This window comes from Streptomyces sp. NPDC025638 (assembly GCF_055558775.1).
Genome location: NZ_JBVHLX010000015.1, coordinates 111,243 through 135,096 on the forward strand (window position 1 = coordinate 111,243; position 23,854 = coordinate 135,096).

At 72.7% G+C, this 23,854-nt stretch carries 22 protein-coding genes and 1 pseudogene; 10 read left to right on the forward strand and 13 right to left on the reverse strand.

Annotated features, from left to right (window positions below; all coding sequences use genetic code 11):
* Positions 1-20 precede the first annotated feature (20 nt).
* The 3 genes from ACZ4EG_RS34035 to ACZ4EG_RS34045 all read right to left on the reverse strand — a co-directional run bounded on the left by ACZ4EG_RS34035 (position 21) and on the right by ACZ4EG_RS34045 (position 3,504).
* Positions 21-1,469, reverse strand: a complete 1,449-nt coding sequence (locus ACZ4EG_RS34035; RefSeq protein WP_467793357.1) for a PTS transporter subunit EIIC — start codon at positions 1,467-1,469, stop codon at positions 21-23.
* Positions 1,470-1,485: 16 nt separating this feature from the next.
* A complete protein-coding gene (murQ, locus tag ACZ4EG_RS34040) occupies positions 1,486-2,421 on the reverse strand; it encodes an N-acetylmuramic acid 6-phosphate etherase (RefSeq protein WP_453554755.1) in 936 nt (311 codons plus the stop codon).
* A 150-nt stretch (positions 2,422-2,571) separates the two neighbouring features.
* Positions 2,572-3,504 (reverse strand): MurR/RpiR family transcriptional regulator, encoded by a 933-nt coding sequence (locus ACZ4EG_RS34045; protein WP_390712819.1) that lies wholly within the window; start codon positions 3,502-3,504, stop codon positions 2,572-2,574.
* Positions 3,505-3,559: 55 nt separating this feature from the next.
* Here ACZ4EG_RS34045 and ACZ4EG_RS34050 point away from each other — a divergent pair, with 55 nt between their 5' ends.
* Together ACZ4EG_RS34050 and ACZ4EG_RS34055 are read left to right on the forward strand one after the other, a co-directional pair.
* A complete protein-coding gene (locus ACZ4EG_RS34050) occupies positions 3,560-3,943 on the forward strand; it encodes a hypothetical protein (RefSeq protein ID WP_467793358.1) in 384 nt (127 codons plus the stop codon).
* On the forward strand, positions 3,940-4,224 hold the full coding sequence (locus ACZ4EG_RS34055) for a DUF4031 domain-containing protein (RefSeq protein ID WP_390712817.1): 285 nt from the start codon (positions 3,940-3,942) through the stop codon (positions 4,222-4,224). The genes ACZ4EG_RS34050 and ACZ4EG_RS34055 overlap by 4 nt, the downstream gene beginning before the upstream one ends.
* Positions 4,225-4,230: 6 nt before the next feature.
* Here ACZ4EG_RS34055 and ACZ4EG_RS34060 read toward each other — a convergent pair whose 3' ends face one another.
* The gene (locus ACZ4EG_RS34060) at positions 4,231-5,298 is read right to left on the reverse strand and encodes a GNAT family N-acetyltransferase (RefSeq protein WP_467793359.1); all 1,068 of its coding nucleotides are present in this window, start codon (positions 5,296-5,298) and stop codon (positions 4,231-4,233) included.
* 10 nt (positions 5,299-5,308) lie between these two features.
* Positions 5,309-5,971, reverse strand: a complete 663-nt coding sequence (locus ACZ4EG_RS34065; protein WP_467793360.1) for an HD domain-containing protein — start codon at positions 5,969-5,971, stop codon at positions 5,309-5,311.
* A 49-nt stretch (positions 5,972-6,020) separates the two neighbouring features.
* Between ACZ4EG_RS34065 and ACZ4EG_RS34070 the strand changes: the two are divergent.
* Both ACZ4EG_RS34070 and ACZ4EG_RS34075 read left to right on the forward strand, forming a co-directional pair.
* Positions 6,021-6,752, forward strand: a pseudogene (locus tag ACZ4EG_RS34070) (maleylpyruvate isomerase family mycothiol-dependent enzyme); the annotation flags it as partial.
* Positions 6,753-6,850: 98 nt separating this feature from the next.
* Positions 6,851-7,573: a copper homeostasis protein CutC gene (locus ACZ4EG_RS34075; protein ID WP_467793361.1), complete on the forward strand. Its 723-nt coding sequence runs from the start codon at positions 6,851-6,853 to the stop codon at positions 7,571-7,573.
* Here ACZ4EG_RS34075 and ACZ4EG_RS34080 read toward each other — a convergent pair.
* Positions 7,570-9,618 (reverse strand): HelD family protein, encoded by a 2,049-nt coding sequence (locus ACZ4EG_RS34080; RefSeq protein ID WP_453554767.1) that lies wholly within the window; start codon positions 9,616-9,618, stop codon positions 7,570-7,572. The genes ACZ4EG_RS34075 and ACZ4EG_RS34080 overlap by 4 nt on opposite strands.
* Positions 9,619-9,956: 338 nt before the next feature.
* Between ACZ4EG_RS34080 and ACZ4EG_RS34085 the strand changes: the two genes are divergently transcribed.
* Together ACZ4EG_RS34085 and ACZ4EG_RS34090 are read left to right on the forward strand one after the other, a co-directional pair.
* Positions 9,957-10,136, forward strand: a complete 180-nt coding sequence (locus ACZ4EG_RS34085; protein WP_363298371.1) for a hypothetical protein — start codon at positions 9,957-9,959, stop codon at positions 10,134-10,136.
* Positions 10,137-10,262: 126 nt separating this feature from the next.
* Positions 10,263-11,348 (forward strand): glycosyltransferase 87 family protein, encoded by a 1,086-nt coding sequence (locus ACZ4EG_RS34090; RefSeq protein WP_467793422.1) that lies wholly within the window; start codon positions 10,263-10,265, stop codon positions 11,346-11,348.
* Here ACZ4EG_RS34090 and ACZ4EG_RS34095 read toward each other — a convergent pair.
* The gene (locus tag ACZ4EG_RS34095; RefSeq protein WP_467793362.1) at positions 11,306-12,949 is read right to left on the reverse strand and encodes a DNA repair helicase XPB; all 1,644 of its coding nucleotides are present in this window, start codon (positions 12,947-12,949) and stop codon (positions 11,306-11,308) included. The two genes, ACZ4EG_RS34090 and ACZ4EG_RS34095, sit on opposite strands and share 43 nt — an antisense overlap.
* A gap of 117 nt (positions 12,950-13,066) precedes the next feature.
* Positions 13,067-15,619: a helicase-associated domain-containing protein gene (locus tag ACZ4EG_RS34100; RefSeq protein WP_467793363.1), complete on the reverse strand. Its 2,553-nt coding sequence runs from the start codon at positions 15,617-15,619 to the stop codon at positions 13,067-13,069.
* A 156-nt stretch (positions 15,620-15,775) separates the two neighbouring features.
* On the opposite strand from ACZ4EG_RS34100, the gene ACZ4EG_RS34105 reads away from it, so the two are divergent.
* Together ACZ4EG_RS34105 and ACZ4EG_RS34110 are read left to right on the forward strand one after the other, a co-directional pair.
* Positions 15,776-16,783, forward strand: coding sequence for a hypothetical protein (locus ACZ4EG_RS34105; protein ID WP_467793364.1), 1,008 nt, complete (start codon positions 15,776-15,778; stop codon positions 16,781-16,783).
* Between the two features lie 88 nt (positions 16,784-16,871).
* Positions 16,872-17,507: an HAD family hydrolase gene (locus tag ACZ4EG_RS34110; RefSeq protein WP_467793365.1), complete on the forward strand. Its 636-nt coding sequence runs from the start codon at positions 16,872-16,874 to the stop codon at positions 17,505-17,507.
* Positions 17,508-17,892: 385 nt separating this feature from the next.
* Here ACZ4EG_RS34110 and ACZ4EG_RS34115 read toward each other — a convergent pair whose 3' ends face one another.
* Entirely contained in the window at positions 17,893-18,144 is a 252-nt protein-coding gene (locus ACZ4EG_RS34115; protein WP_453554777.1) for a hypothetical protein, read from the reverse strand.
* Between the two features lie 165 nt (positions 18,145-18,309).
* Between ACZ4EG_RS34115 and ACZ4EG_RS34120 the strand changes: the two genes are divergently transcribed.
* Positions 18,310-18,693, forward strand: a complete 384-nt coding sequence (locus ACZ4EG_RS34120; RefSeq protein ID WP_390712808.1) for a cold-shock protein — start codon at positions 18,310-18,312, stop codon at positions 18,691-18,693.
* 11 nt (positions 18,694-18,704) lie between these two features.
* Here ACZ4EG_RS34120 and ACZ4EG_RS34125 read toward each other — a convergent pair whose 3' ends face one another.
* The 4 genes from ACZ4EG_RS34125 to ACZ4EG_RS34140 all read right to left on the reverse strand — a co-directional run bounded on the left by ACZ4EG_RS34125 (position 18,705) and on the right by ACZ4EG_RS34140 (position 22,143).
* Positions 18,705-19,559, reverse strand: a complete 855-nt coding sequence (locus ACZ4EG_RS34125) for a 1,4-dihydroxy-6-naphthoate synthase (protein WP_467793366.1) — start codon at positions 19,557-19,559, stop codon at positions 18,705-18,707.
* The gene (locus tag ACZ4EG_RS34130) at positions 19,549-20,295 is read right to left on the reverse strand and encodes a futalosine hydrolase (protein WP_453554781.1); all 747 of its coding nucleotides are present in this window, start codon (positions 20,293-20,295) and stop codon (positions 19,549-19,551) included. Before ACZ4EG_RS34130 ends, ACZ4EG_RS34125 begins: the two co-directional genes overlap by 11 nt.
* A complete protein-coding gene (locus tag ACZ4EG_RS34135; protein WP_453554783.1) occupies positions 20,265-20,738 on the reverse strand; it encodes a DUF2771 domain-containing protein in 474 nt (157 codons plus the stop codon). Before ACZ4EG_RS34135 ends, ACZ4EG_RS34130 begins: the two co-directional genes overlap by 31 nt.
* A gap of 61 nt (positions 20,739-20,799) precedes the next feature.
* Positions 20,800-22,143 (reverse strand): MFS transporter, encoded by a 1,344-nt coding sequence (locus ACZ4EG_RS34140; protein WP_467793423.1) that lies wholly within the window; start codon positions 22,141-22,143, stop codon positions 20,800-20,802.
* 358 nt (positions 22,144-22,501) lie between these two features.
* Here ACZ4EG_RS34140 and ACZ4EG_RS34145 point away from each other — a divergent pair, with 358 nt between their 5' ends.
* Positions 22,502-23,428, forward strand: coding sequence for a DUF3027 domain-containing protein (locus ACZ4EG_RS34145; protein WP_453554785.1), 927 nt, complete (start codon positions 22,502-22,504; stop codon positions 23,426-23,428).
* Positions 23,429-23,854: the final 426 nt, after the last annotated feature.

Below are 23,854 nucleotides of genomic sequence, written 5' to 3' on the forward strand. Positions count from 1 at the left end.
AGTATGGGTCCGCCAATGGATCAGTGTGGATCTGCCAGGGGATCCGTCAAGGGATCAGCCTTGTGCGCGGCCGGGGCGTCACGTGGCTCGCCCGGGTCTCCGCCGCCGGGCCCGACCACCGCGTATGTCGCCAGGAACCCGACGACGTAACCGGTCAGCAGGCCTCCGCCGTAGATCGCCGCCGTCAGGGCCGGGCTCCTGTTGCCCGCCAGCAACGGGAACAGGGCCCAGCCCGACGGCCCGATCGCCGTCGCCCCCACCTTGTCCCCGAGCATCGCGAAGAACCCGACGAACGCCCCGCCCGCCGCCCCGCCCGCACAGGCCGTCAGAAACGGCCGGCCGAGCGGCAGGGACACCCCGTAGATGAGCGGTTCGCCCACGCCCAGCAGCCCGGCCGGGAGCGCCGACTTGATCGTCGTACGGATGGAGACGTCGTGGCGCAGACGGACGTACACCGCCAACGCCGCACCCACCTGGCCCGCGCCCGCCATGGCCAGCAGGGGCAGCAGGACCGTGTAGCCCTGCTGCTGGATGAGGGTGGTGTGGATGGGGATGAGGGCCTGGTGCAGGCCCAGCATCACCAGGGGCAGGAACAGTCCGCCCAGGACCAGTCCGGCGAACGCGCCCGTCGTCGCCACCAGCCGGTCCGCCGCCGTGCCGATGGCCGCCGAGACCACCCCGGCCGCGTACATGAGGCCGTACAGCGTCGCCAGACCCGACACCAGGACCGTCACCGTCGGGGTCAGCAGGACGTCCAGCGCGCCCGGCACCCGGCCCCGGCACCACCTCTCCACATACGTCCCCAGCAGCGCCGCCGCCAGCGCGCCCAGCACCCCGCCCTGCCCCGGCGCCAGATGCATGCCGAACACCGTCACCTTGGCCACGCCGGGACAGACGGTCACCGCCGCGACCGCCCCGCCCAGCATCGGCGTGCCGCCGAACTCCTTTGCCGTGCCGTACCCGACGAACACCGCGATCAGCGCCATGAAGGCGGAGGCGATCGCGGCCAGGGCGGGGGTCAGGCCCGGCAGCCAACCGGCGTTGACCAGCAGCCCGTTGACGCCTGCCAGGATTCCGCAGCCGATCAGTGCGGGGATCAGCGGGACGAACACGTTGGCGATGCGGCGCAGGGCGGTCTTGACGGGGGTCGCGTTGCGCTGCCGCTGCGCCGCCCGCAACTCGGCGCCCTTCGACGCGAGCCGGTCAGCGGCGGTCGGCGCCACCAGCGCCTCCACCTCGGCCGTGACCTCCGCCACCACCCCCGGCCCCAGCACCACCTGGTACGAGCCCCCGTCCACGACCACCCCGAGCACCCCGGGCACCGCCCGCAGCGCCTCCCCGTCGACGGCCGACGGATCGGCGACGCCGAGCCGCAGCCGGGTCATGCAGTGGGCGACGGAGATGACGTTCGCGGGGCCGCCCACCAGGGGCAGGATCGCGGCGGCGGTGGAGGCGGGGTCGTTGCGCACCCACCGAGCGTGCGCGTCAGCGCCCCGCGTCCGCCAGCGCGGCACGCAGATGGCCGCCGGACTCCTCCAGAAGGCGGGCGGCCGTCGGGCCGTCGACACCGGCCAGGATGGTCAGGATGGCGTTCTTCACCTCGCCGCCCGACTCCGACAGCGCCTTCTCGATCTCCTCGTCCGGCGCCCCCGTGGCCAGGGCGACGATACGGCGGGACCGTGCCCGGAGCTTGTCGTTCGAGGCGCGTACGTCGACCATCAGGTTCCCGAACGTCTTGCCCAGACGGACCATCGTGATCGTCGACAGCATGTTGAGGACCAGCTTCTGGGCCGTGCCGGCCTTCAGCCGGGTGGAGCCGGTGATCAGTTCCGGCCCGACGACGACCTCGATGCCGTGCTCGGCGGCCGCCGCCAGCGCGCTGTCCCTGTTGCACGCCAGACCCACGGTCAGGGCGCCCAGCGCGCGGGCGTGTTCGACGGCGCCGATCGCGTACGGGGTCCGGCCGGAGGCGGAAATCCCGACCACCGTGTCGTCGGGCGTCAGCACCAGCGCGTCGAGATCCTTGCGGGCCAGCTCCTTCGAGTCCTCGGCACCTTCGACGGACGTGACCATCGCCTCCGGCCCGCCCGCGATCAGACCGACGACCTGAGAGGGCTCGGTGTTGAAGGTCGGCGGGCACTCGGAGGCGTCCAGCACGCCGAGCCGTCCGGCGGTACCCGCGCCGGCATAGACCAGCCGGCCGCCCCGGGACATGCGCGAGGCGATGGCGTCGACGGCACCGGCGATCTGCGGCAGACGCTCGGCGACGGCACCGGGGACACCCGAGTCCTCACCGTTCATCAGCCGAGCGATTTCGAGGGTGGGCAACCGGTCGATACCGGCGAGTTCCGGCCGAAAGGCCTCGGTGGTCAGGGCCTCCAGCTCGGCACGGAGGTCACGGGGGTCGGACGCAGCAGTCATGGGGGGCGGCTCTTTCCGGGATCTTTCGAGTGCGGTTCGGTGCAGCTTGCCCAGGGGCGCGGGGCTGTGACATTTGCGGCTCCGCCGCGTGGGCGCGACAAGCCACGACGAACCCGCAGATCCCCGCAACGATCAAGCCCTACGGTCTGTCTATCGCGGCGAACTCCGATGCCGATGAGCCAACGCCTCATACGAAGCGGCCAGCGCCGGCGCAGCCGACTCGTACGTCCGTTGCGCAACACCCACGAACAGACAGTCGACCACCAGCAGCTGACTGGTCCGCGAGGACATCGCCGCCGGCCTCAACTCACTCTCCCGGGCAGTCGACGTCGTCAGCACATGGTCCGCGTACTGAGTCACCGACGAATCCGGCCGCCCCGTGATCGCGACGGTGGTCGCCCCGTGCTCGAACGCCACCCGCAGCGGCTCTATGACGTCCCCCGTCGAGCCCGAATGGGTGATCGCGATCGCGACGTCCCCGGCCCGCAGTTGGACCGCGTTGGTCACGGCGAGATGCGGATCGCTGTGCGCGTGGGCTATGAGCCCTATCCGCAGCAGCTTCTGGGTCAGGTCCTGGGCGACCAGCCCCGACGCGCCTATGCCGTACACATCGGTGCGCCGCGCCCCGGCCAGCGCGGTCACGGCCGCTCCCAGTTGCGCGGTGTCGAGGCCGGCGGCCGTGTCGGCGAGGGTCTGCTGCTCGTCGTAGGCGAGCTTGGCGACGACGTCCGCGATCGGGTCGTCGACCGCGATGTCGGTCGTGATGGCGGGCGCGCGGCCGGACTGTTGCTGCGCGGCGAGGCCGGCCAGGGCGAGGCGCAGGTCGCGGTAGCCCGGATAGCCCAGCAGACGAGCCGTTCGGACGACCGTCGCCTCGCTGGTGCCGGTGAGTTCGGCCAGACCGGTGACCGTGAGGGCGGCACAGCCTGCCGGATCGCTCGCGACCGCCTCGGCGACGCGCTGCATGGAGCGGGTCATGGAGGGGCCGAGCGTGCGCACCTTGGCGGCGAGGGCGGCCGGGGCCGGCGGTGTGCTGCCGGGTTTTCCCGGGCTGCCGAAAATTTCCTTCACGTCCTGGGTCACATATGAAAGATATTTTCGGCTCGGTGTCGGGGTCAAGACCGCGCACAATGGGACCATGGACCCCGTAAGCCCTCTGGAGCAGGCGTTGCACGCGGCCCGCGCCCTGGTGCTCGCCGATCTGGTCGCGGGCGAGGTCGCCGAGGCGGACGTCGTCTCCCTGGTCGAGGACTCCGTCGTACAGCGCCGCTGGTGGGTCGAACAGTGGCCGGACGGTGCGGGCTATCTGGCCGGGCTGGTGGCGCAGGACGTGCAGGACGCGCTGCTGGACCGGTACGGCCGCTGGCCGCTGTGCCCCGTCTGCGGCTCCGGCGACCCGCACGCGCTGGACGTCGAGCCGGAACTCGGGCCCGATCCGCACTGGGTGTGCCACCAGGCCGGGGTGAAGGTCGCGGCGGTCGGGTCGCTGGCGCGGGCGACCGGCAGGGCGTCCTCCTCGTGACGCTGTACATCGACCCGCCGACCTGGCCGGGACACGGGCGCCTGTGGTCCCACCTCGTGAGCGACGTGTCGTACGAGGAACTGCATCTGTTCGCAGCGGAACTGGGCGTGCCCCGGCGGGCCTTCGAGCGCGATCACTACGACATCCCGTCGCACCGGTACGCGGACGTGGTGGCCGCCGGGGCGGTTCAGGTGGACAGCCGTGAGGTGGTGCGGTTGCTGCACGCCTCCGGGCTGCGCAGACGCAAGCGGCGGGCACGTGACATCGGGCGGGCCCGGTAACCGCCCCTACGCGCGCCGCAGTTCGTAGGCCAGTTCCTCCTCCTCGCTCACCTGCTTGAACCCGGCCCGGGTGACCACGCCCTGGGAGGCGGTGTTGTCCCGGTCGACGGTCGCGAACAGGGCGCGTACGTCGTCCCGGGCCAGCGCCCACTGGGACAGCGCGCGCAGGGCCTCGGTGGCGTAGCCCTGGCCGCGGGCGCCCTCGACGAGGTCGTAGCCGATCTCCGCCCGGCCGTCCTCGTCCGGGGCGCCGTGGAAGCCCATGCCGCCGATCGCCCGGCCGTCCTCCCGTCGTACGAGGACGAACAGCCCGAACTCCGGCCGGTGCACGCCCGCCTCGTACGCCTTGACCGTCATCCCGGCAGCCTCCCGCGTCCCCTCGTACGGGCCGCCCTCAAGCCAGTCGAAGCCGCCGTCGCCGCCGAGGCGCAGGTCGCGGGCGGCGGCCGGGCGGACGCCGGTCAGGGTCAGGCGCTCGGCCGGGACGACGAGGTTGTTGCGCCAGTGCCACTCGGTCACCGGGGCGCGGCCGGGCAGCTCACCGCGGCCGGTCGCCCACAGCAGGGTGGGCCAGGCGGCCGGGCCGGGCTGGACGTGCGGGAAGAGCCAGGTCAGTACGGACTCGGCCAGTTCCTCGGAGGGCTCGTAGGGGATGCCGAGTCCCTCGGCCATGTCGTGCGTGTGCAGCAGTACTTCGGCGACGCCCATCGCGGCGAAGCCCTCGCGGTCCGCGCTGCGGAAGGGATAGGGATGCCAGGCGCGGACGTCGGGCGGGGTGGCGCGGACCGTGGCGGCGAGCAGGGCGCCGGTCGTCTCGATCACATGCAGCAGGCCCGCGTTGTCGGTGCCCTCGTCGAGGGTGATGTCGAAGGGGACATAGGAGTCCTGGGCGCGCCCCGCCAGCTGGCCGGCGTACGCGATCAGGGCCGAGGCGACGTGGAGCGCCGTCCTGTGGCAACTCCACTCCAGCCGCCCGGCCTTCACCTCCGTCCAGTCCCGGTCCGCCGCCGTCCGCAGCGCCGCCGTACAGCCCGCGACGGCCTCTTGCACCTGTTCCCCGCCCAATGCATGCATGGGCCGCAGACTAGGCGGTCGGGTCCGCGGGGGGCGACAGCATTTCCAGCTCGGAGCGGAGGTTGTAGCGGGCGGTCGCCTCCCACTTCGCCTCGCCGTACGGTGTCCTGAACAGGCGTGGCAGATCGAGGAGTTGACGCAGTACCGCCGAGCGGCCCGCGCGGAACGCGTCGCTCGGGACGAAGTGGTACTCCTCGCGGACGGCCGCGGTGTAGGCGGCGTACACCGACGGGGCCGCGGCGAGGATCGCCAGGTCGGCGTCGCACAGGACCTGGCCGTCGCGGTCGTCGTCGGCGGGGTCGTGGGTGACGGTGAGCCGCACCAGCCGGGCCACCTCGGCGGTCCGCTCCTCGGAAACCCCGGCCTCGGGGAGCGCGCGCTCGGCGAGCCGGGCCGAGCGCTCCTCGTTCTCGGAGCGGTCGGGGAGGTAGACGGCGTCGTGGAACCAGGCGGCCAGGCGTACGACGTCCGGGTCCGCCGCGTACTCCGCCAGCACGTCGATGTGGTCGAGGACCGCGGTGAGGTGGGTGATCGTGTGGTAGTGACGCTGGGGCTCCTGCCAGCGGGCGAGGAGGTTGTCGGCGTACGGGACCGGGTCGGGACCGCCGCCGGGGCCACGGGCTCCTTCCAGGGCACGGGTCCAGTGGGAGCGGAGGGCGTCGAGATCGGCCATGGGCTCATTCTCCCGCGTACGTCGTGGGTGGCACCCTGGCTTGGTCGTCATGACTGACGTTCAGGATGTACGCGACCCCGAACTGCCCGGATTGCTGTGACCGTCGAGCGCGATGCCCTGATACCCCTGCTGCGGGCCCGGTCCGACGCGGACTTCGCCCTGCCCACCGCCGCGTGTCCGGGGTGGACGGTGCGGGATGTGCTCGCGCACTGTTCCGCCGCGCTGATCCGGGTGGTGGAGAGCCGTTCCGCGGAGGGCGTGTTCTCACCCGCGTCGAACGACCGGGACATCGCCGAGCGGGCCGTGGGGGCACCTCCCACGCCTTTAGGGCAGTGGGGGAGGACGAACGCTCGGGTCGTCGACGAGCTGGAGCGCGGGATGACCGAGGCGGGGGCCTTGATCGCCAGGGCGGGGTGCTGGACATGATTGCGCCGGGATGGGGGTCCCCCTGCTCGAGCGAAGTCGAGAGCTTGGGGGAGGGCGCACGCCGGTGACGTGCGTGACACGCTCGCCGAGCCGGGTGCCTACTCCGGGGCCGGGGTGCCGTACGCGCTCACCCTGGCCGGCCCGGGTGACCCGGGAGGAGGGGCATCTGCCGGTGCATGCCGACCTCGACGACGTGGACGAGCCGGTGCGGCTGGGGGCTACGAGCGGTGTGCGGACCTCGGCGCGGTTCATCGGGTACGCCGCCACGCTCGTGCGGTTGTACTCGGGGCGGACGGTCGCGGGGGCGTCTTACGAGCTGGTGGGGGCGGGGATCGCGGAGATGAACATCTTCGGCCGACAGGGGGGCCTTCTCGCGGGCCGGTGTCGTCCCACGTACCCTGAGATTGGACTAGACCTGTAGCCGCTCCAGGGAACACCGACGGAAGGGGTCCTATGAGCACGCGTGCAGTCCTGGAGGTGATCGCCCTCGGCCCCGAGGACGCGGTCGCCGCCCAGGCCGGAGGCGCGGACCGCCTCGAACTGGTCACCGACATGGCGGCGGACGGGCTGACCCCGCCACCCCGGACCTTCGCCGGCATCCGGGCCGCCGTCGACATCGACCTGCGCGTGATGCTGCGGCTGGCGGACGGCTTCGCCGCCGGGGACGTCGAGGGCCTGGTGCGGACCGCCGGGGAACTGCGCAGCGCCGGAGCCGACCAGTTCGTGCTCGGCTTCCTCGGCGCGGACGGCGAAGTGGACCTGGCCGCGGTGGAGCGGGTCGTCGCCGAGCTGGAGGGCTGCCGGTGGACCTTCCACCGGGCGATCGACCGGGCGGCGGACCGGGACGCGCTGCGCAAGCAGCTCGCGGACCTGCCCGGCCTCGACACCTACCTCACCGCCGGCTCCGCGTCCGGTGTGGACGACGGACTCCCCATGCTGTGCGCCGAGGCGTCGCGGCGCGGGGAACCCGGGTACGAGCAGACGCTCCTCGTCGGCGGCGGCCTCCGCCTCGACCACGTGCCGGCACTCCTCGACGCCGGCATCGACGCCTTCCACATCGGCGGGGCGGCCCGGCCGGAGGGCTGGACGGGACCGGTGTCGTCGGCGGCGGTGGCGGAGTGGCGGCAGGCGCTGGATCTCGCCCCTGCGGAGATCCCCCGAACCGCCCCGTCCTAGCCCAGCTGCTCCGGCAGCGGAGCCGTGTGGGTCACGATCAGGCCGGACACCGCTCGGGTCAGGGCCACGTACAGGCGGCGCAGGCCGGTGCGTTCGTCCGGTTCGCCGTCGACCACGGCCCGGGGCTCGTCCAGGACGACGTAGTCGTACTCCAGACCCTTGGCGAGCGAGGCCGGGACCAGGGTCAGCCGGGTGTCCAGGGTCGTCTCCTCACCGGGGTTCAGATGGCCGATGCCCGCGGCGGTGAGCGCCTCCGCGAGGGCCGGGACGCGGGCGTCGGCGGCGATGAGGCCGATCGAGCCCTCGTTGCCCAGCAACTCCGCGCAGGACGCGACCACTTCGGCGGTGCCGGCGATCGTACGGACCTCGAAGAAGCCCGGGTTCTCACGGACCGACGCGACCGGGGTGAGGCCGGGCGCGATGTGCGGCAGCAGCGCGGAGGCGTACGCGATGACGTCCGTCGGCACGCGGAAACCGGCGGTCAGCTCCTCGACGACCCCGTCCGCCTTCCCCAGGTGGGTCAGCGCCTCGTCCCAACTCCGGGTCGCCCACGGCGTGGTGCCCTGCGCCAGGTCGCCGAGGACGGTCGCGCTGCCGGTGGTGCAGCGGCGGCCGACGGCCCGGTACTGCATGGGTGAGAGGTCCTGCGCCTCGTCGAGCACCACATGCCCGAGCGAATGTGTGCGCTGCACGAGGTCGGCGGCCTCGTCGATCAGCACCGTGTCCGCGGGCGACCACTTGGCGGACCTGACGCCGCGCACCGGCTTCGCCCACAGGATCGTCTTCTGCTCGTCCTCGTCGAGGATCCCCTCGGCGTGCTCGGCGAGGAAGTCCGCCTCGGTCAGCAGCCGCAGCACCAGCTTCGCCGGGTCGACGGGCGGCCAGATCTCCTTGACCGCGGCCTTCACCGCGCTGTTGCGGGCGACGGCGTCCTGCACCCGGTCGTCCGGGGCCTCTCCCGACCGCTCCATCTGCACCAGCACGGCGTGCGCGATGCGCTGCGGCAGGGCCTCGCGGGCGGCGCCGTAGCGGATGTCCCGGGCCAGCAGCTCCCGCACGATCTCCTCCAGCTCGTACGCGGGCACACGCCACCGCCGCGAGCCGCGCACCACCACGACCGGCTCGGTGGGCATGGTCACGTGCGTGTACACGGCCTTGCGCAGGACGTCCGCCATGCGCGCGTCGCCCTTCACGATCGCGGCGGCCGCGTCGTCCGTGCCGCGCACCTCCACATGGGCGACCAGGTCGTCGACGGTGGCCTGGCGCACCGTCAACTCGCCGAGCGCGGGCAGTACCTGCTCGATGTAGTGCAGGAAGGACTTGTTCGGGCCGATGACGAGGGTGCCGGTGCGGGCGAGCCGCTCCCGGTGCGCGTACAGCAGATACGCGACCCGGTGCAGGCCGACCGCGGTCTTCCCGGTGCCGGGGCCGCCCTGCACACACACGGTGCCGGACAGACCGGACCGTACGATCTCGTCCTGCTCGGGCTGGATGGTGGCCACGATGTCGCGCATCGGGCCGACGCGGGGGCGCTCGATCTCCTGCTGGAGCAGCTTGCTGGTGGCGGCGGCCCCCGATGGATCGGCGGGGTCGGAGAGGTGCTCGTCCTCGTACGCGGTGAGGTCGCCGCCGGTGTAGCCGAAGCGGCGGCGCAGCCCGACGTCCATCGGGTCCTTCTTGGACGCCCGGTAGAACGGCTGCGAGACCGGCGCGCGCCAGTCGATGACCATCGGGTCGCCGCCGCCGTCGTGCACATGCCTGCGCCCGATGTAGAAGCGCTCGCCCTCCGCGCCCTCGGCCTGGTCGGCGCCCGGAGCGTGCAGATAGTCGAGGCGGCCGAAGAACAGCGGGGTGTCGCTGAGGTCGGCCAGCGCCTTGATGCGCTCGTCGATCTGACGGGCGAGGACCTCGGCGTTCACCCAGTTCGCGGTGACGTCGCTGATGTCGAGCGACTCCACGTCCTGGCGCATGGCGCGCAGGGCGGAGCGGGACTCGGCGAGGTGGGAGCGCTCACGCGCGAGGGGGTCGTCGGCGGACGTGGACAAGGGGGTGCCTCCGGTGGGCCTGCTGCGGCTGCTGGTGTGTGCTGAGGGGGGTGCCGTCCGGTTTCCGGCCGGGCGGCGGCACTCCGATGGGGAGGCGGGCAAGAGCGGAGATTCTAGTGAGCCGGGCCGGGTGGGGGCCAATGGATTTCCGCCCCTCCGGACTTCCGCCCTCCCGGACTTCCGCCCTCCCGGACTTCCGCCGCCCGGACTTCCGTCCCCTAGGGGACGGGGCCACCCGGCGTAGGGGGAGGGGTCCGCCTGTGGGTGGACGGGGAGGCCGCGCGGGTTGGCTCTGGAGACCGATGCCGTTCCCAGGCCGGCGGAGCGACCATGGAGTCATGAGCGCAGCAACCGTCCACTCAGTCCCAGCCCGACCGTCCGGTGCCACTTCCGTCGCGGGCATCCACCATCACCGCCTGGGCAACGCCCTCCGCGCCATCAAGGTGTTCGCGGAGGCGGCGTTCAGCGTGGTCGTCCTCGGGGAGTACGGCGAGGAAGCGGGCATACGCCGTAAGTAATGGCATAGGTTCACCTCCGTGACGCCTCGGACGGTGAAGCCTGCCCTTCCGCCCTTCCTTCCGCCCCTTCTCCTCACGCTCTCCCTCTGCTCCTTCGCCGCCCTCTGCGTCCTGCAGCGCATCCCGATGGCCGACGTGCTGGTCTACCGGGCCGAGGGCGAGGCCGTCGCCCACGGCGGCGACCTCTACGGCTTCACGGTCACCGAGTGGCGGCTGCCGGCGACGTATCCGCCCTTCGCGGCGGTCCTCTTCGTCCCGACGACGTGGATCCCCGTCCCGGCCCTGAAAGTGGCGTTCCTCGCGGGCAACGCGCTCCTGCTCGCCGGTCTCGTCCACCTCTCCGCCCGCCTCGCGGGAAGAACTGCCCCGGCACCTCTCCTCTGCACCGCCACCGCCCTGTCCCTGTGGCTGGAACCGGTCTTCCAGACGCTCCTGTTCGGCCAGATCAACCTGCTGATCGCCTGCCTGGTCCTGTGGGACCTCACACGTGCCCCGGGCTCCCGGGGCAAGGGCGTCGCCCTGGGCCTGGCGGCCGGGATCAAGCTCACCCCGGCCGTCTTCATCGCCTACCTCTTCCTGACCGGGCGCCGCCGGGAGGCGGCCACGGCCACCGCGGCGTTCGGCGGCACGGCACTGCTGGGCGCGCTGATGCTCCCCGCCGCCGGCGTGGACTTCTGGACCAGGCGCCTCTATGAGACCGGCCGGGTGGGCAAGGGCTGGATCGTCGACAACCAGTCCCTGCAGGGGCTCGTCGCCCGGGTGTCGGGCGACCCGGCGCCGGGGCTCGCCTGGCTGCTCCCGGCGGCCGTGGTCGGGGTGCTGGGCCTGTGGCTGGCGGCGCGGGCCGCGGAGGAACGGCACGGGATCCTGCTGACGGCGTTCACCGCGCTGCTCGTCTCGCCGATCAGCTGGTCCCACCACTGGGTGTGGTGCGTCCCGCTGACCGCCGTACTCCTCGCGGAGGGCCGCGTCCGCCTGGCGGCGCTGACCCTGACGGTCTTCACCGCCCGCACGATGTGGCTGCTGCCGCACCAGGGCGACCTGGACCTGCGACTGCCCTGGTGGCAGGAGCCGCTGGCGGCGCCGTATCCGCTGCTGGCGCTGGCGCTGCTCTTGGGATCGGCCGTCCTGGGGCAGCGTCGGCAGAGCAGCCGGGCCTGCCTCGGCTCTCAGCTCTCGGCCAGGATCTCGTCCGCGTCGACGATCCGGTAGGCGTAGCCCTGTTCCGCCAGGAAGCGCTGGCGGTGGGCGGCGAAGTCCTGGTCGATGGTGTCGCGGGCGACCACGGAGTAGAAGTGGGCCTGGTGGCCGTCGGCCTTGGGGCGGAGCACCCGGCCGAGGCGCTGGGCCTCCTCCTGGCGGGAGCCGAAGGTGCCCGACACCTGGACGGCGACCGTCGCCTCCGGCAGGTCGACGGAGAAGTTGGCGACCTTGGAGACGACGAGGACGCTGATCTCGCCCTCGCGGAAGGCGTCGAAGAGCTTCTCGCGCTGGGTGTTGGACGTCTCGCCCTTGATGACGGGGGCGTTCAGATGCTCGCCCAGTTCGTCGAGCTGGTCGATGTACTGGCCGATGACGAGGATCTGCTGTCCCGCGAAGCGCCGGACGATCGCCTCCGTCACCTTGCGCTTCGTCTCCGTGGTGGCGCAGAAGCGGTACTTCTCCTCCGTCTCGGCGGTGGCGTAGGCGAGCCGCTCGGAGTCGGTGAGATTGACCCGTACCTCGACGCAGTCGGCGGGCGCGATGTACCCCTGCGCCTCGATCTCCTTCCAGGGCGCGTCGAACCGCTTGGGCCCGATGAGGGAGAACACGTCCGACTCGCGCCCGTCCTCACGCACCAGGGTCGCGGTCAGGCCGAGACGCCGGCGCGCCTGGAGGTCGGCGGTGAACTTGAAGACGGGAGCGGGCAGCAGATGCACCTCGTCGTAGACGATGAGCCCCCAGTCACGGGAGTCGAAGAGCTCCAGGTGGGGATAGATCCCCTTCCGCTTCGTCGTGAGCACCTGGTAGGTCGCGATGGTGACCGGCCGGATCTCCTTGCGCGTACCGCTGTACTCGCCGATCTCGTCCTCGGTCAGCGAGGTCCGTTTCACCAGTTCGTGCTTCCACTGCCGGGCGGAGACGGTGTTGGTGACGAGGATGAGCGTGGTGGACTTGGCCTGGGCCATGGACCCGGCGCCGACCAGCGTCTTGCCGGCGCCGCAGGGCAGTACGACCACACCGCTGCCGCCGTGCCAGAAGTTCTCCACGGCCTGCTTCTGGTAGGCCCGCAGCGCCCATCCGTCCTCGCGCAGCTCGATCGGGTGCGCCTCGCCGTCCACGTACCCGGCGAGGTCCTCGGCCGGCCAGCCCAGCTTGAGCAGCACCTGCTTGATCTGCCCGCGCTCGGAGGGATGCACCACGACGGAGTCGGGATCGATCCTGGCCCCGACGAGAGGAACGATCCGCTTGGAGCGGAGGATCTCTTCGAGGACCGGACGGTCGGTGGTCGTCAGGACCAGACCGTGGGCCGGGTCCTTGCTGAGGGTCAGCCGCCCGTACCGGTCCATGGTGTCGGCGATGTCGACGAGCAGGGCATGCGGCACGGGGTAGCGGCTGTACTGCACGAGCGCGTCGACGACCTGCTCGGCGTCGTGCCCGGCGGCCCGCGCGTTCCACAGTCCCAGCGGCGTCACGCGGTAGGTGTGGATGTGCTCCGGCGCCCGCTCCAGCTCGGCGAACGGCGCGATGGCCCGACGGCAGTCATCGGCTCGCTCGTGGTCGACCTCGAGGAGCAGGGTCTTGTCGGACTGGACGATCAGCGGACCGTTCACGCGGGCACCCTTTCCGTACGGCCATCGTCATGGCCCAAACGTCCAGTGTGCCCTACCGGCCGACGATCACGGCCGGCCGCGGAAGGACCGGTCGGATCATCGCAACCGTCGGCCGGATCAGTCCTCGGCGAGCTCCGCCACCCCCGTCACCCGGTGCAGCGGATACGTCCGTACCTCGTCCGCCGTGTGGTCGTACGCCGTGACGAAGCCGCCCTCGACCCGGATGGGGGAGATCACGTGCTGGCTCGCGGCGCCCTCGGCGTTGACATAGCCGATCCACAGGGCCTCGCCGGTGAGCACGGCGGCCTGCATGGTGGCGAGGGTCTCGGCGGAACCGGTACGGGGCAGGTCGCCGCTCGCGGCCGTGGCACCGGCCGGCTTGCGCGGGGTCGTGGCGGCGAGGTCGCCCGCCCGGATGGCGCGGATCGCGGCCGACAGCAGCGTGGCGTCGGGCGTGGGCGGGCCGTCCGGGACCGGCTCGGGGGCCGTGCAGGGCGGGGTGCGGTGGGCGTGGGCGCGGGTGATCAGGACGTCGCCCTCCGCGGACTCGGCGGCGGGGGCGTAGCCCATCGAGCGCAGGCCGTCGAGGAGCGTCGCCGGGTCGGTCTGGGCCGCCAGCACCGTCGGGGCCAGCCGGCGCAGACGCAGAGCGGACGCCCGCTTGTCGGCGAGGATCTCGTTCAGGACGGCGTCGTCGTCGCAGCGGACATAGGCGGAGGCCGCGCCGACGCGCAGATGGCCGTGCTTGCGGGCCACGTCGTCGATCAGGTACGCCAGCGGCTGCGGGACCGGCGTGCGGGAGTGCGCGGCCAGGAAGGCGTGCAGGTCGGAGGCGGCCCGGCCGGCGTCCAGGGCACGGCGTACGGAGGCGGGGGTGAAGCGGTAGACCGTCGCGCCGCCCTTCGACTCCACGTCCGCGAGCACTCCCAGCATGTCGGCGAGCGGACGCTCCAGCGGGCCGGGGGCCACCGCCGTCAGGTCCGCCTGGAGCAGCACATGGTCCAGCGGCTCGGGCAGCAGCGGGGCGAGGAGCCGGGCGGCCGCGGCGGACGCCACCGCCTGCTCCGGCGCGGAGAGGGGTTCGCGGGGCGCGGGCGCGTGATGGTGGTGGTGGACGGGGAGCTTGTCGCCGGGTCCGGACGGCTCGGCGGCCGCCGGGCCGTGCGCGGGGCGTCCGGGCGCCGGTGTGCCCAGCAACGCCCTGCCCTGGGCGGACAGCGCCCCGCGTCCGGTGACGCCCAGCAGCTCCGCCTCCGACAGGGTCCATTCGGCGAGGCGGGAACGCAGGTTGTCGTCCCTCTGCGGACCGCGCAGCGGGCGCTCCCAGCGCAGCCGGGCCAGCACGGAGTCGGGGGCGGGGGCCGCACCCTCCGGCAGGGCGGCCAGCAGGGACAGGACGCGATGGCGTACCTCGGGCGCGGCGGAGCGGTCGAGCCCCGGCCCCAGGGCCGACAGCGCACGGTCCTTCGCGTCCCGCCCACCGACCACACCCGGCGTCCGGGTCGCGGTCAGCCACGCCTCGGCGAGCCGCGCCCAGCGTTCGGCCGGGGGCTGCTCCAGCCACTCGTCGTAGGCCGGGGTGGCTGCGTACCGCTCGTCGGCCTCGCCGTCCGACGCCAGCAGGCCCGCCGCGTAGGCGAGTTCGACCCAGAAGGCGGCGACGGGCTCGGGCACGTCGAGTGCGACGGCGGTCCGCTTCAGGTCCCGGACGCTCAGCCCGCCCGCGCGCAGCACCGCCGGGCCGCCCTCGTCCCAGTCCTTCAACAGTTCCTCGACGGTCGCGAGGGCGCCGTACGCCTGGCCGGCGGCCGTCGCGTCCACCATCTGCGGAGCGTGCGTCGCGGCCGGTTCGACGGCGGGCGCTACGGCCTCGGGCGCGCGGTGGGCGCGGCCCTCGCGCAGGTGCAGGGCGACCTCACGGGGGAGTACGACCGTGCCGGGCGCCGTCGGCAGCAGCAGACCGCGGTCGAGCAGCCAGCGCAGCCGGGGCGCCGGGTCGGGGGTGACCTGGCCGTACGGCGGGCCCCAGACCAGCCGGGTGAGGACTTCGAGGGACTCCTCGGGTGCCTCGCGGAGCAGTGCGGCCATCTTCTTGCGGTGCGTGAACAGGCCGCTCAGCGAGGCCGCGGCGGAGACCGCGTCATGGGTCGAGGGCAGACCGAGGGCGGCGACGATCTCCTGGATGCGGCCCGGGGACATTCCCGCGGTCGCCTCCTGCACGGTCGGGCCCAGGCCCGTCGGCGACGGGTGCTGCGGCGACGGGGCCAGCACCTCACGGGCCGTGCGCACCAGGCGCAGCCGGTCGTCGCCGCCCCACACCAGGGCCTGCTCGCGGAGGGTGGCCAGGGCGCGGGGAAGGGCGGCGGCCACGGCCGGATCACCCTTCTCACCGGCGTCCCCGGCCATCAGGCCGAGCAGTTCGCCGTACGTCGCCGGGTCCGCCGCCACCGCCAGCGCCTCCGCGGTCTGCAGCGCGAAGCGGTCCAGCCGTTCCAGGGCGCGCAGCACGGAGGCACGGGTGCCCGCGCGGGTGGCGAGCTGGGTGAGATCGGTGGGGACGGGGGTGATGAGGTCGGGGCGGCTGCGCAGGAGCGCGGCCAGCGAGACGTCGTCCCTGGCGCGGAGCGCCTCCGCGAGAGAGCGGGGCGCCGTGCGGTCCTCGGTGCTCATCTGACCCACGGTAGCGGGTCGCCCCCTGCGGTTTCGCCGATGAGGTGCGGGCCGGTGGGGGCGCCTTGTCCCCGAATGCCGGATGGACCGGTCGATCCCGACCTGCGCTACCTTCGTCCCGCCGGTTACCAACATGTCAGCCCCGGAGGGGACTTCGTGGGTATCGAAAGCGACCAGGTCGTCTACGAGTATCTGAGCCGCGTCGGCGATGTGGCGCAGCAGCGGCAGCTGTCGTCGGCCGTCCGGATGCGTCTGGTCTCGGAGCTGCGGAACGAGATCGACCGGCGCCGCGCCAAGGCCACCGTCGACAGCCCCGCCGCCGTGCGCCGCATCATCGCTCGCCTGGGCACCCCGGACGAGGTCGTCGCGGCCGCCCGGGACACCTCCGGTGCGCCGTCGGCGCCGCCCGCCTCCGTGCCCGTACAGCCGGCGCGCCCGGAGCCCGAGCCGAAGCGGCTGCGCCGGGTCGTACCGCGGCCGCGCCCCGCCGAACCGGAGCCGCCCGCCCGCCCGGACGCGCCGTCCCCGCCGCATCTGGCCGGGGAGCACGAGCTCGGCGACAGCGCGTTGCAGCCGGACTGGTGGCGGGTGGACAGCAGCCCGTTCGGGGAGGGCGTCAGCGTGCCGGGGTTCGTCGGCGGTGTGGAGATCCCCGAGCTGCTCAAGCCGCCGCTGAAGGAGAAGCCGCCGGAGCGGGACACCAAGGAGACCAAGGAGACCAAGGACACCAAAGAGGAGACCGCGCCGGTCGAGCAGGACGCCGACGCCGCGGCCGCCGCCCCCGCGTCGGCCCGGCGCCGTCGGCTCGCGCTGCCCCGGCCGGCCGCCGGCTGGACCAACCCGCTCCTCCTGCTCGCCGCCGGGCTGCTCGTCGCGGGTGCCGTCCTCGGCAACTGGTTCGGGCTCATCCTGGGCTGGCTCATCGCGTACGGCTCACGCCGGCTGACCCCGGCGGAGACCAAGTGGGCGGTCATGGGCATGCCCGGACTGGCGCTGGCGGCGGGACTGGTCTGGCTGTGGGGCAGGAACGAAGGCCGCTGGGGCGCCCCCATCGCCCAGGGCCATATGAACACCGCCGTCGCCGAGACCTGGCCATGGGTGGTGCGCGGCGCGGCCGTGGCCTCGGCCCTCTACCTGGTCTGGCGCTCCCAGCGCCGGAACTAGGGGTCTCGAGCCCCGTACTGTTTCGCGCCGTGTGGCGTCGCCCACCTCACATTCCCGGGCGGCCTGGCAGGCATGCCCTCTGGGCACAATGGCCCATATGACTGCTCCCGCGCCGACCGTCGGCTTCGACCTCGACATGACCCTGATCGACTCCCGGCCGGGCATCCATGCCTGCTACCTGGCGCTGGCCGAGCGGACCGGGACCTTCATCGACGCCGACCTGGCGATCACCCGGCTCGGGCCGCCGCTCGCGGAGGAGCTGATCAACTGGTTCCCGGCCGAGCAGGTCGGGCCGATGAGCGATCTGTACCGGGAGATGTACCCCGACATAGCCGTGGCCGCCACGCCCGCGATGCCCGGTGCTCGGGAGGCGATCACGGCGGTGCAGGCGGCCGGCGGGCGGGCGATCGTGGTCACCGCGAAGTACGAGCCGAACGCCAAGCTGCACCTGAGCCACCTCGGCCTGGAGCCGGACGTGGTCGTGGGCGACCTGTGGGCGGAACAGAAGGCGGAGGCCCTGCGCGAGCACGGAGCCGCCGTGTACGTAGGTGACCATGTCGGGGACGTGCGCGGCGCCCGCACGGCCGGAGCACTGTCCGTCGCGGTGGCCACCGGCCCCTGCGACGCGGACGAGCTGCGCACGGCTGGGGCGGACGTCGTACTCGACGACCTGGCCGCGTTCCCACGCTGGCTGGCCGGCTGTCGCGTGGCGCCGGGCGTCTGATGCTGTCCTGTCGCGTCGTCGTGGGCACTGGTCCGTGCGACGCGGGCGGGCTGCGCACGGCTGGGGTGGACGTCGTACTCGACGACCTGGCCGCGTTCCCACGCTGGCTGACGGGCTACCGCGAGGCGCCGGGCGTCTGATGCTGTCCTGCCGTGTCGCCCTGGCCACCGGTTCCTGCGGGCTGCGCAGGTCAGGGGTGGACGTCGTGTTAGGCGATCTGGCCGCGTTCCCGTGCCGGCTGGCCGGCTGTCGCGTGGCGCCGGGCGTCTGACGTCGTCCTGTTGCGTCGTCGTGGGCCCGGCCCCTGCGACGCGGCCGAGCTGCGCACGGCGGGGGTGGACGTCGTGCTCGATGGCCTGGTCGCGTTCCCGTGCCGGCCGGTCGGCTACCGCGAGGCGCTGCGTGCCTGGCGGCGGCCTGCCGCGATCGATCGGAGTACTCCGGCGCCCGCGACGAGGAAGCCGACGGCCATCAGCATGCTCAGGCCGAACATGTACGTCGGAAAAGGCTTCGCACCGAGGAACAGTGGTGCCACGGTGACGAGAGTGGCCACGGCACCGATGAAGAAGACGACGGCACCGGTACGGATCAGTCCGTCACCGGGCCCGGCGGAATTCGTTTGGGTTTTGTCACGCACCGGACCAGGGTAGTTCCCAGCGCGAAGGAACAACCGGGCGACGTCTTGTCACCCGCCCGAAGACCATTAGCCTTGGTACCGGCGGGTCATGGACGACCCGCCCCAGTGCTATCAAGAGCCGTTTTCAGAAGCAGTTTTCCGACGAGAACGAGGACGAGGACAGACGTGCCTACCGGCAAGGTCAAGTGGTTCAACAGCGAGAAGGGCTTCGGCTTTCTCTCCCGCGACGACGGCGGTGACGTCTTCGTCCATTCCTCGGTTCTTCCCGCCGGAGTCGATTCACTCAAGCCGGGACAGCGCGTGGAGTTCGGCGTGGTCGCCGGCCAGCGCGGCGACCAGGCGCTCTCCGTCACCGTCCTCGACCCGGCGCCCTCGGTCGCGGCCGCCCAGCGCAAGAAGCCGGACGAACTGGCCTCGATCGTGCAGGACCTGACGACCCTCCTGGAGAACATCACTCCGATGCTCGAAAAGGGCCGTTACCCCGACAAGGCCTCCGGCAAGAAGATCGCCGGCCTGCTGCGGGCGGTCGCGGACCAGCTGGACGTGTAGGACCTGTCCGGTCAGGGGAAGTCGAGTGCCCGGGGGCCGAGGGGCGGGACGAGTCCCTCGGCCGCGGCGCGCGTCAGCAGACCCCTGACCGCCGCGTAGCCGTCCTCGCCGAGATCCGACGTGAATTCGTTGACGTACAGCCCGATGTGCTGGTCGGCGACGGCCGGGTCCATCTCCTGAGCGTGCTCCATGACGTACGGCCGGGAGGCCTCGGGGTCGTCCCAGGCCGCGTGCACGGACGTGTGGATGGACGCCGCGAGCTGCCGCAGCGTGTCCGCGCCCAGCGACCGCTTGGCGATGATCGCGCCCAGCGGAATCGGCAGCCCGGTCGTGTTCTCCCAGTGCTCGCCCATGTCCGCGAGCTTGTGCAGCCCGTAGTTCTGGTACGTGAAGCGCGCCTCGTGGATGACCAGCCCGGCGTCGACCTTCCCGTCCCGCACGGCGGGCATGATCTCGTGGAACGGCATGACGACGATCTCACCGATCCCGCCGGGCAGCGTGTCCGCCGCCCACAGCCGGAAGAGCAGATAGGCCGTCGACTTCTCGCTCGGCACGGCGACCGTACGACCCGTCAGGTCGGCCCCGGCCTTCCGAGTGAGCACCAGCGGCCCGCAGCCCCGGCCCAGCGCGCCCCCGCAGGGCAGCAGCGCGTACTCGTCGAGGACGTACGGCAGCACCGCGTACGACACCTTCAGCACGTCGAACTCGCCGCGCTCGGCCATGCCGTTCGTGATGTCGATGTCCGCGAAGGTCACGTCGAGCGCGGGCGCGCCGGGCACGCGGCCGTGGGCGAGGGCGTCGAAGACGAAGGTGTCGTTGGGGCAGGGGGAGTAGGCGATCTGCAGGGGTCGGCTCTCAGGGCTCATGGGGGTTCCAACTCTCCAGTACGGGCGCGAGCTTCCCGAAGCCCTCGGTGAGGGCCGCCAGGGCGTCGCCGATGCGCCAGGCCGCGCGGTCGCGCGGGCCGACGGGGTTGGAGACCGCGCGCAACTCCAGGACGGGTACGCCGTGCGCGGCGGCCGCCTCGGCCACCCCGAAGCCCTCCATGGCCTCGGCGAGGGCACGCGGGTGACGGGTGCGTAGTTCCGCGGCGCGGGCGGCCGTGCCGGTCACCGTCGAGACGGTGAGTACGGATCCCGGGCGAGCTCCGGTCGCGGCGGCGATGTCTCGTACGAGTGCTTTTGGCGGACGGTGGCTGACGGTCCCGAAACCCAGCTCGGTGACCGGAAGGAAGCCGTCGGGCGTGTCGGCGCCCAGATCGGCGGCGGTGATCTCGTCGGCCACGACCAGCGAACCGACCGGGGCCCCGGGCTGGAAACCGCCGGCGATCCCGGCGGAGACGACCAGGGCGTAGGGGGCGCCTTCGAGGGCGGCCGCGGTGAGGGCGGCGGCGGTGGAGGCGGCGGCGCGGGCCGGGCCGACCCCGGCGGCGGCCACATCGAGCTGAGGCAGCCGGCGCAGGGTCACCCCCGGAAGCCGCACCTCACGCTCCGGCCCCGTGAACGCCCGTGCCACCGCGTCCCGTTCGGCGGGTACCGCGGTGGCTACGAGAACACGTGCGGAAGACGTGGTCAGGAGTCCTTCTTGAGCTTGAAGGACCACAGCCCCTTGACGTCCTTCTCGCCCTCCTTGATGGAGACCAGGGTCGAGTTGCCCTGGGCGCCGTACTGCGCGTTGAAGAACACGCTGCCCGGGATGGTGCGGTAGGTCTTGTTGCTGGAGTCGGTGAGCGGCTGACCGTTCATCAGGATCGTCCACCCGCTGTCCGCGACCGCCGGGTCGACGCCGAAGCGCACGGTCTCGTCCGGGTCCACCTTGATCGACTTGATGCCGGTGTCCTTGAGGCAATTGGCCAGGATGGCCGTGCTCAGGGCCTTGCCGTCGTTGTAGCAGGTGGCCTGTGAGTTGACCGAGCTCGTGCCGACGGTGATCGTCGCGATGGGCGTCGGCTTCTCGCAGGCCGACAGAACGAGCAGTCCGGCGGAAACGGCGCCGGCGGCGGCGACGGCGCGGCGGCGTCGCGAGGCGGATTGCAGCGTGGTCATGGCCGAAGGCTATCGGGCACTCGGGCCGTCGCCCCATGTGGGGTGCGGCGTGCCCGGTTCGTTACGCCACTCGCGGCCGTGTCCGGCCCCCTTGGCGCGCCGAGCTGAGCAGACCGCGCAGGGTGGTCAGCCAGCCGGCGGCCACGATCACGGCGGCCACCGTCAGGCCCAGCGTGCCGTTGAGCGGCATCACGATGCCGACCGCGCCACCGAACACCCACGCCATCTGCAGCAGCGTCTCGGAGCGCGCGAACGCCGACGTACGGACCAGTTCCGGCACGTCCCGCTGGATCAGCGCGTCCAGGGACAGCTTGGCGAGGGCCTGGGCGAACCCGGCGACCGCGGCCAGACAGGCCACCAGGAACGCGCCGAAGAACACCGCCGCGACGATCGCCGTACCCAGCACCACCGCGACCACGGTCACGATGATGATCTCCGGCGCCCGCGACCGCAGCCAGGCCCCGACCGCCGTACCGAGCGCGTTGCCCACGCCCGCCGAGACGGCCACTATCCCCATGGACACCGCCGCGCTCTCCCCGGTCAGCGGGTGCTCGCGCAGCAGGAACGCGAGGAAGAAGATCAGGAAGCCGGACAGACAGCGCAGGGCGGCGTTGGCGCCGAGGGCGTGGGTGACGGCCGGGCCGACCGTGCGCAGCCCCGGACGCTTCACCGGCTTGAGGTGCGGCCCGTGCAGATGCTCCTCGTCGGCCGCGAGCAGCGCGATGTCCTCGCCCTTGGCCGAGTCGACCTTCGGCGGCAGGGAGAAGGACAGGAACGTGCCCGCGACGAAGATCACGAAGGCGCCGTAGAGCGGCCAGCGGGAGCCGAGGGCCTGCAGTCCCGCCCCGACGGGCGCGGCGACGCCGGTGGCGAGGAGCCCGCCGAGGGTGACCCGGGAGTTCGCCTTCACCAGGGAGAAGTGGGGCGGGAGGAGCCGGGGCACGACGGCGCTGCGCACCACCCCGTACGCCTTCGAGGCGACGAGGACGCCCAGCGCGGCCGGATACAGCTGCAGACTGCCGCCGGCCACCGCTCCCGAGATGATCAGCGCGAGCAGGGCACGGGCGAACATCGCGCCGGCCATCGCGGCGCGCCGGCCGTGCGGCAGACGGTCGAGCAGGGGGCCGATCACGGGCGCGAGGACCGTGAAGGGGGCCATGGTGATGGCGAGATAGAGGGCGACGCGGCCGCGGGCCTCGTCGGTCGGCACCGAGAAGAAGACGGTGGTGGCGAGGGCGACGGTGATCATGACGTCGCCGGCGCCGTTCACCGCGTGCAGCTCGATCAGCTTCCCGAGCCCCGACTCGCCCGCGCCGTGCGCATGCGTCGCCTTCCGGATGCCTCGGGCGGTTCCGGTCACGGGGAAGTGCAGGGCACGGCCGACGGAGCGGACGGCACCGCGCATCCGGCCCGCACCGCCACTTCGACTGCTCCCCTTGACCCCACCGACCCCGGTGGCGCCTTGGGACGACTTCGCGGCTGCCACGACGTTCATAGTGCCCTGAGATGATGGTCCGTAGTGCGGTTACGGCGCGTCCGGCGGGTCAAACACCGGCTTGAAACGGCGTACTGTCCCGTCGGTGTAGGCCCAGCGCCTACGAACAGGTAGCGTGCGTATCTCAGCCATCCCGCAGAATGGATGGCAGAGGTGCGCCCGAGAGCGATCGGACGCGGACGTCGATGCGGCCCACAGGTCCGCTCCGTCCGCCCCACCGCCAAAGGCAGGCGCACCCGTGAGACGGCGTAGGAGAGAAGCGATACCTGTGAGCGCAGCGAGCACGCGAAGCCGCACCCCCGACCGCCTGTGCGCCGAGGCCGTCGACCTCGCCCGCGCCGCAGCCGAGGAGGCCGCCGCCCCGGGTGTGGTCGGCGAGCACGTCGGCCTGGTGTCCGAGGGCGACCGCGTTGTCACGCACTTCTTCGAGTGCAAGGAGCTCGGGTACCGGGGCTGGCGCTGGGCGGCGACCGTGACCCGGGCGTCCCGCGCGAAGGTGGTGACGCTGGACGAGGTCGTCCTGTTGCCCGGTCCCGACGCGCTCCTGGCCCCGGAATGGGTGCCCTGGAGCGAGCGGCTGCGGCCCGGCGACATGGGCCCCGGCGACCTCCTTCCCACGGACGCCGAGGACCTCCGGCTGGAGCCGGGCTACTCCGGCGAGGACCAGCCCCCTCCGAGTTCCCCCGTGTCGCACGAGATGGCGGAACTGGCGGAGGCGGAGGACGCGGAGGTCACCCCCGGCGCGCCCGCCACACTGCCCACGATCCCCTCCCGGGGGTCGATCGCGTCGGTGGCGGAGGAACTCGGCATGCGCCGGGCCCGGGTCCTGTCCCGCTACGGCCTGCACATCGCCGCCGACCGCTGGGACGAGGCGTTCGGCGCCAAGACCCCGATGGCCCAGGCGGCCCCCGCCTCCTGCGTCACCTGTGGCTTCCTGGTCCCCCTCGGCGGCTCCCTCGGCCAGGCCTTCGGCCTCTGCGCGAACGAGTTCTCCCCGGCCGACGGGCGGGTCGTCTCGCTCACGTACGGCTGCGGCGGCCACTCGGAAGCCGCGGTCATGCCCAAGCCGCCCCAGCCGGCGGCACCGGTCATCGACGAGACGAAGGTGGACCCCTTCCCCCTGCGCCCGGCCCCGGACTCGGGCTCGGTCCCGGCACTGGGCGACGAGGAAACGGCAGAACTCGGCCACTCGTAGGAGGGCGATGCGCGCCCCTCTCGGGGGAGTTACGGCCCACGGAGGCGGGTGAGTGGGTCCGTCGGACGGGGTCCAGGGGCTGGGCCCTCGGCGGCAGCCGTGCGTGGTCCCTGTGGGGGCGTGTTTCGCCTGTCGGGGCGTGTGAGTGGGCGTCGGGCGGGGTCCAGGGGCTGGACCCGGTGGAAGCCGTGCGTGGTCCCTGTCGGGGACGTGCCCCGGACCGGCAGGGCGGGTGACTGCGCGTCGGGCGGGGCGCAGGCGCTGGACCCTGGTGGCTGCGGTGCGTGGTCCCTGTCGGGGACGTGTTTCGCTCGGCGGGGCGGGTGAGTCGGTCGTCGGACCGGGTCCAGGGGCTGGACCCTGGTGGCAGCGGTGCGTGGTCCGGCTCGGGGACGAGTCTCGGCCCTGTCGGTCGTCGGGTGGGGC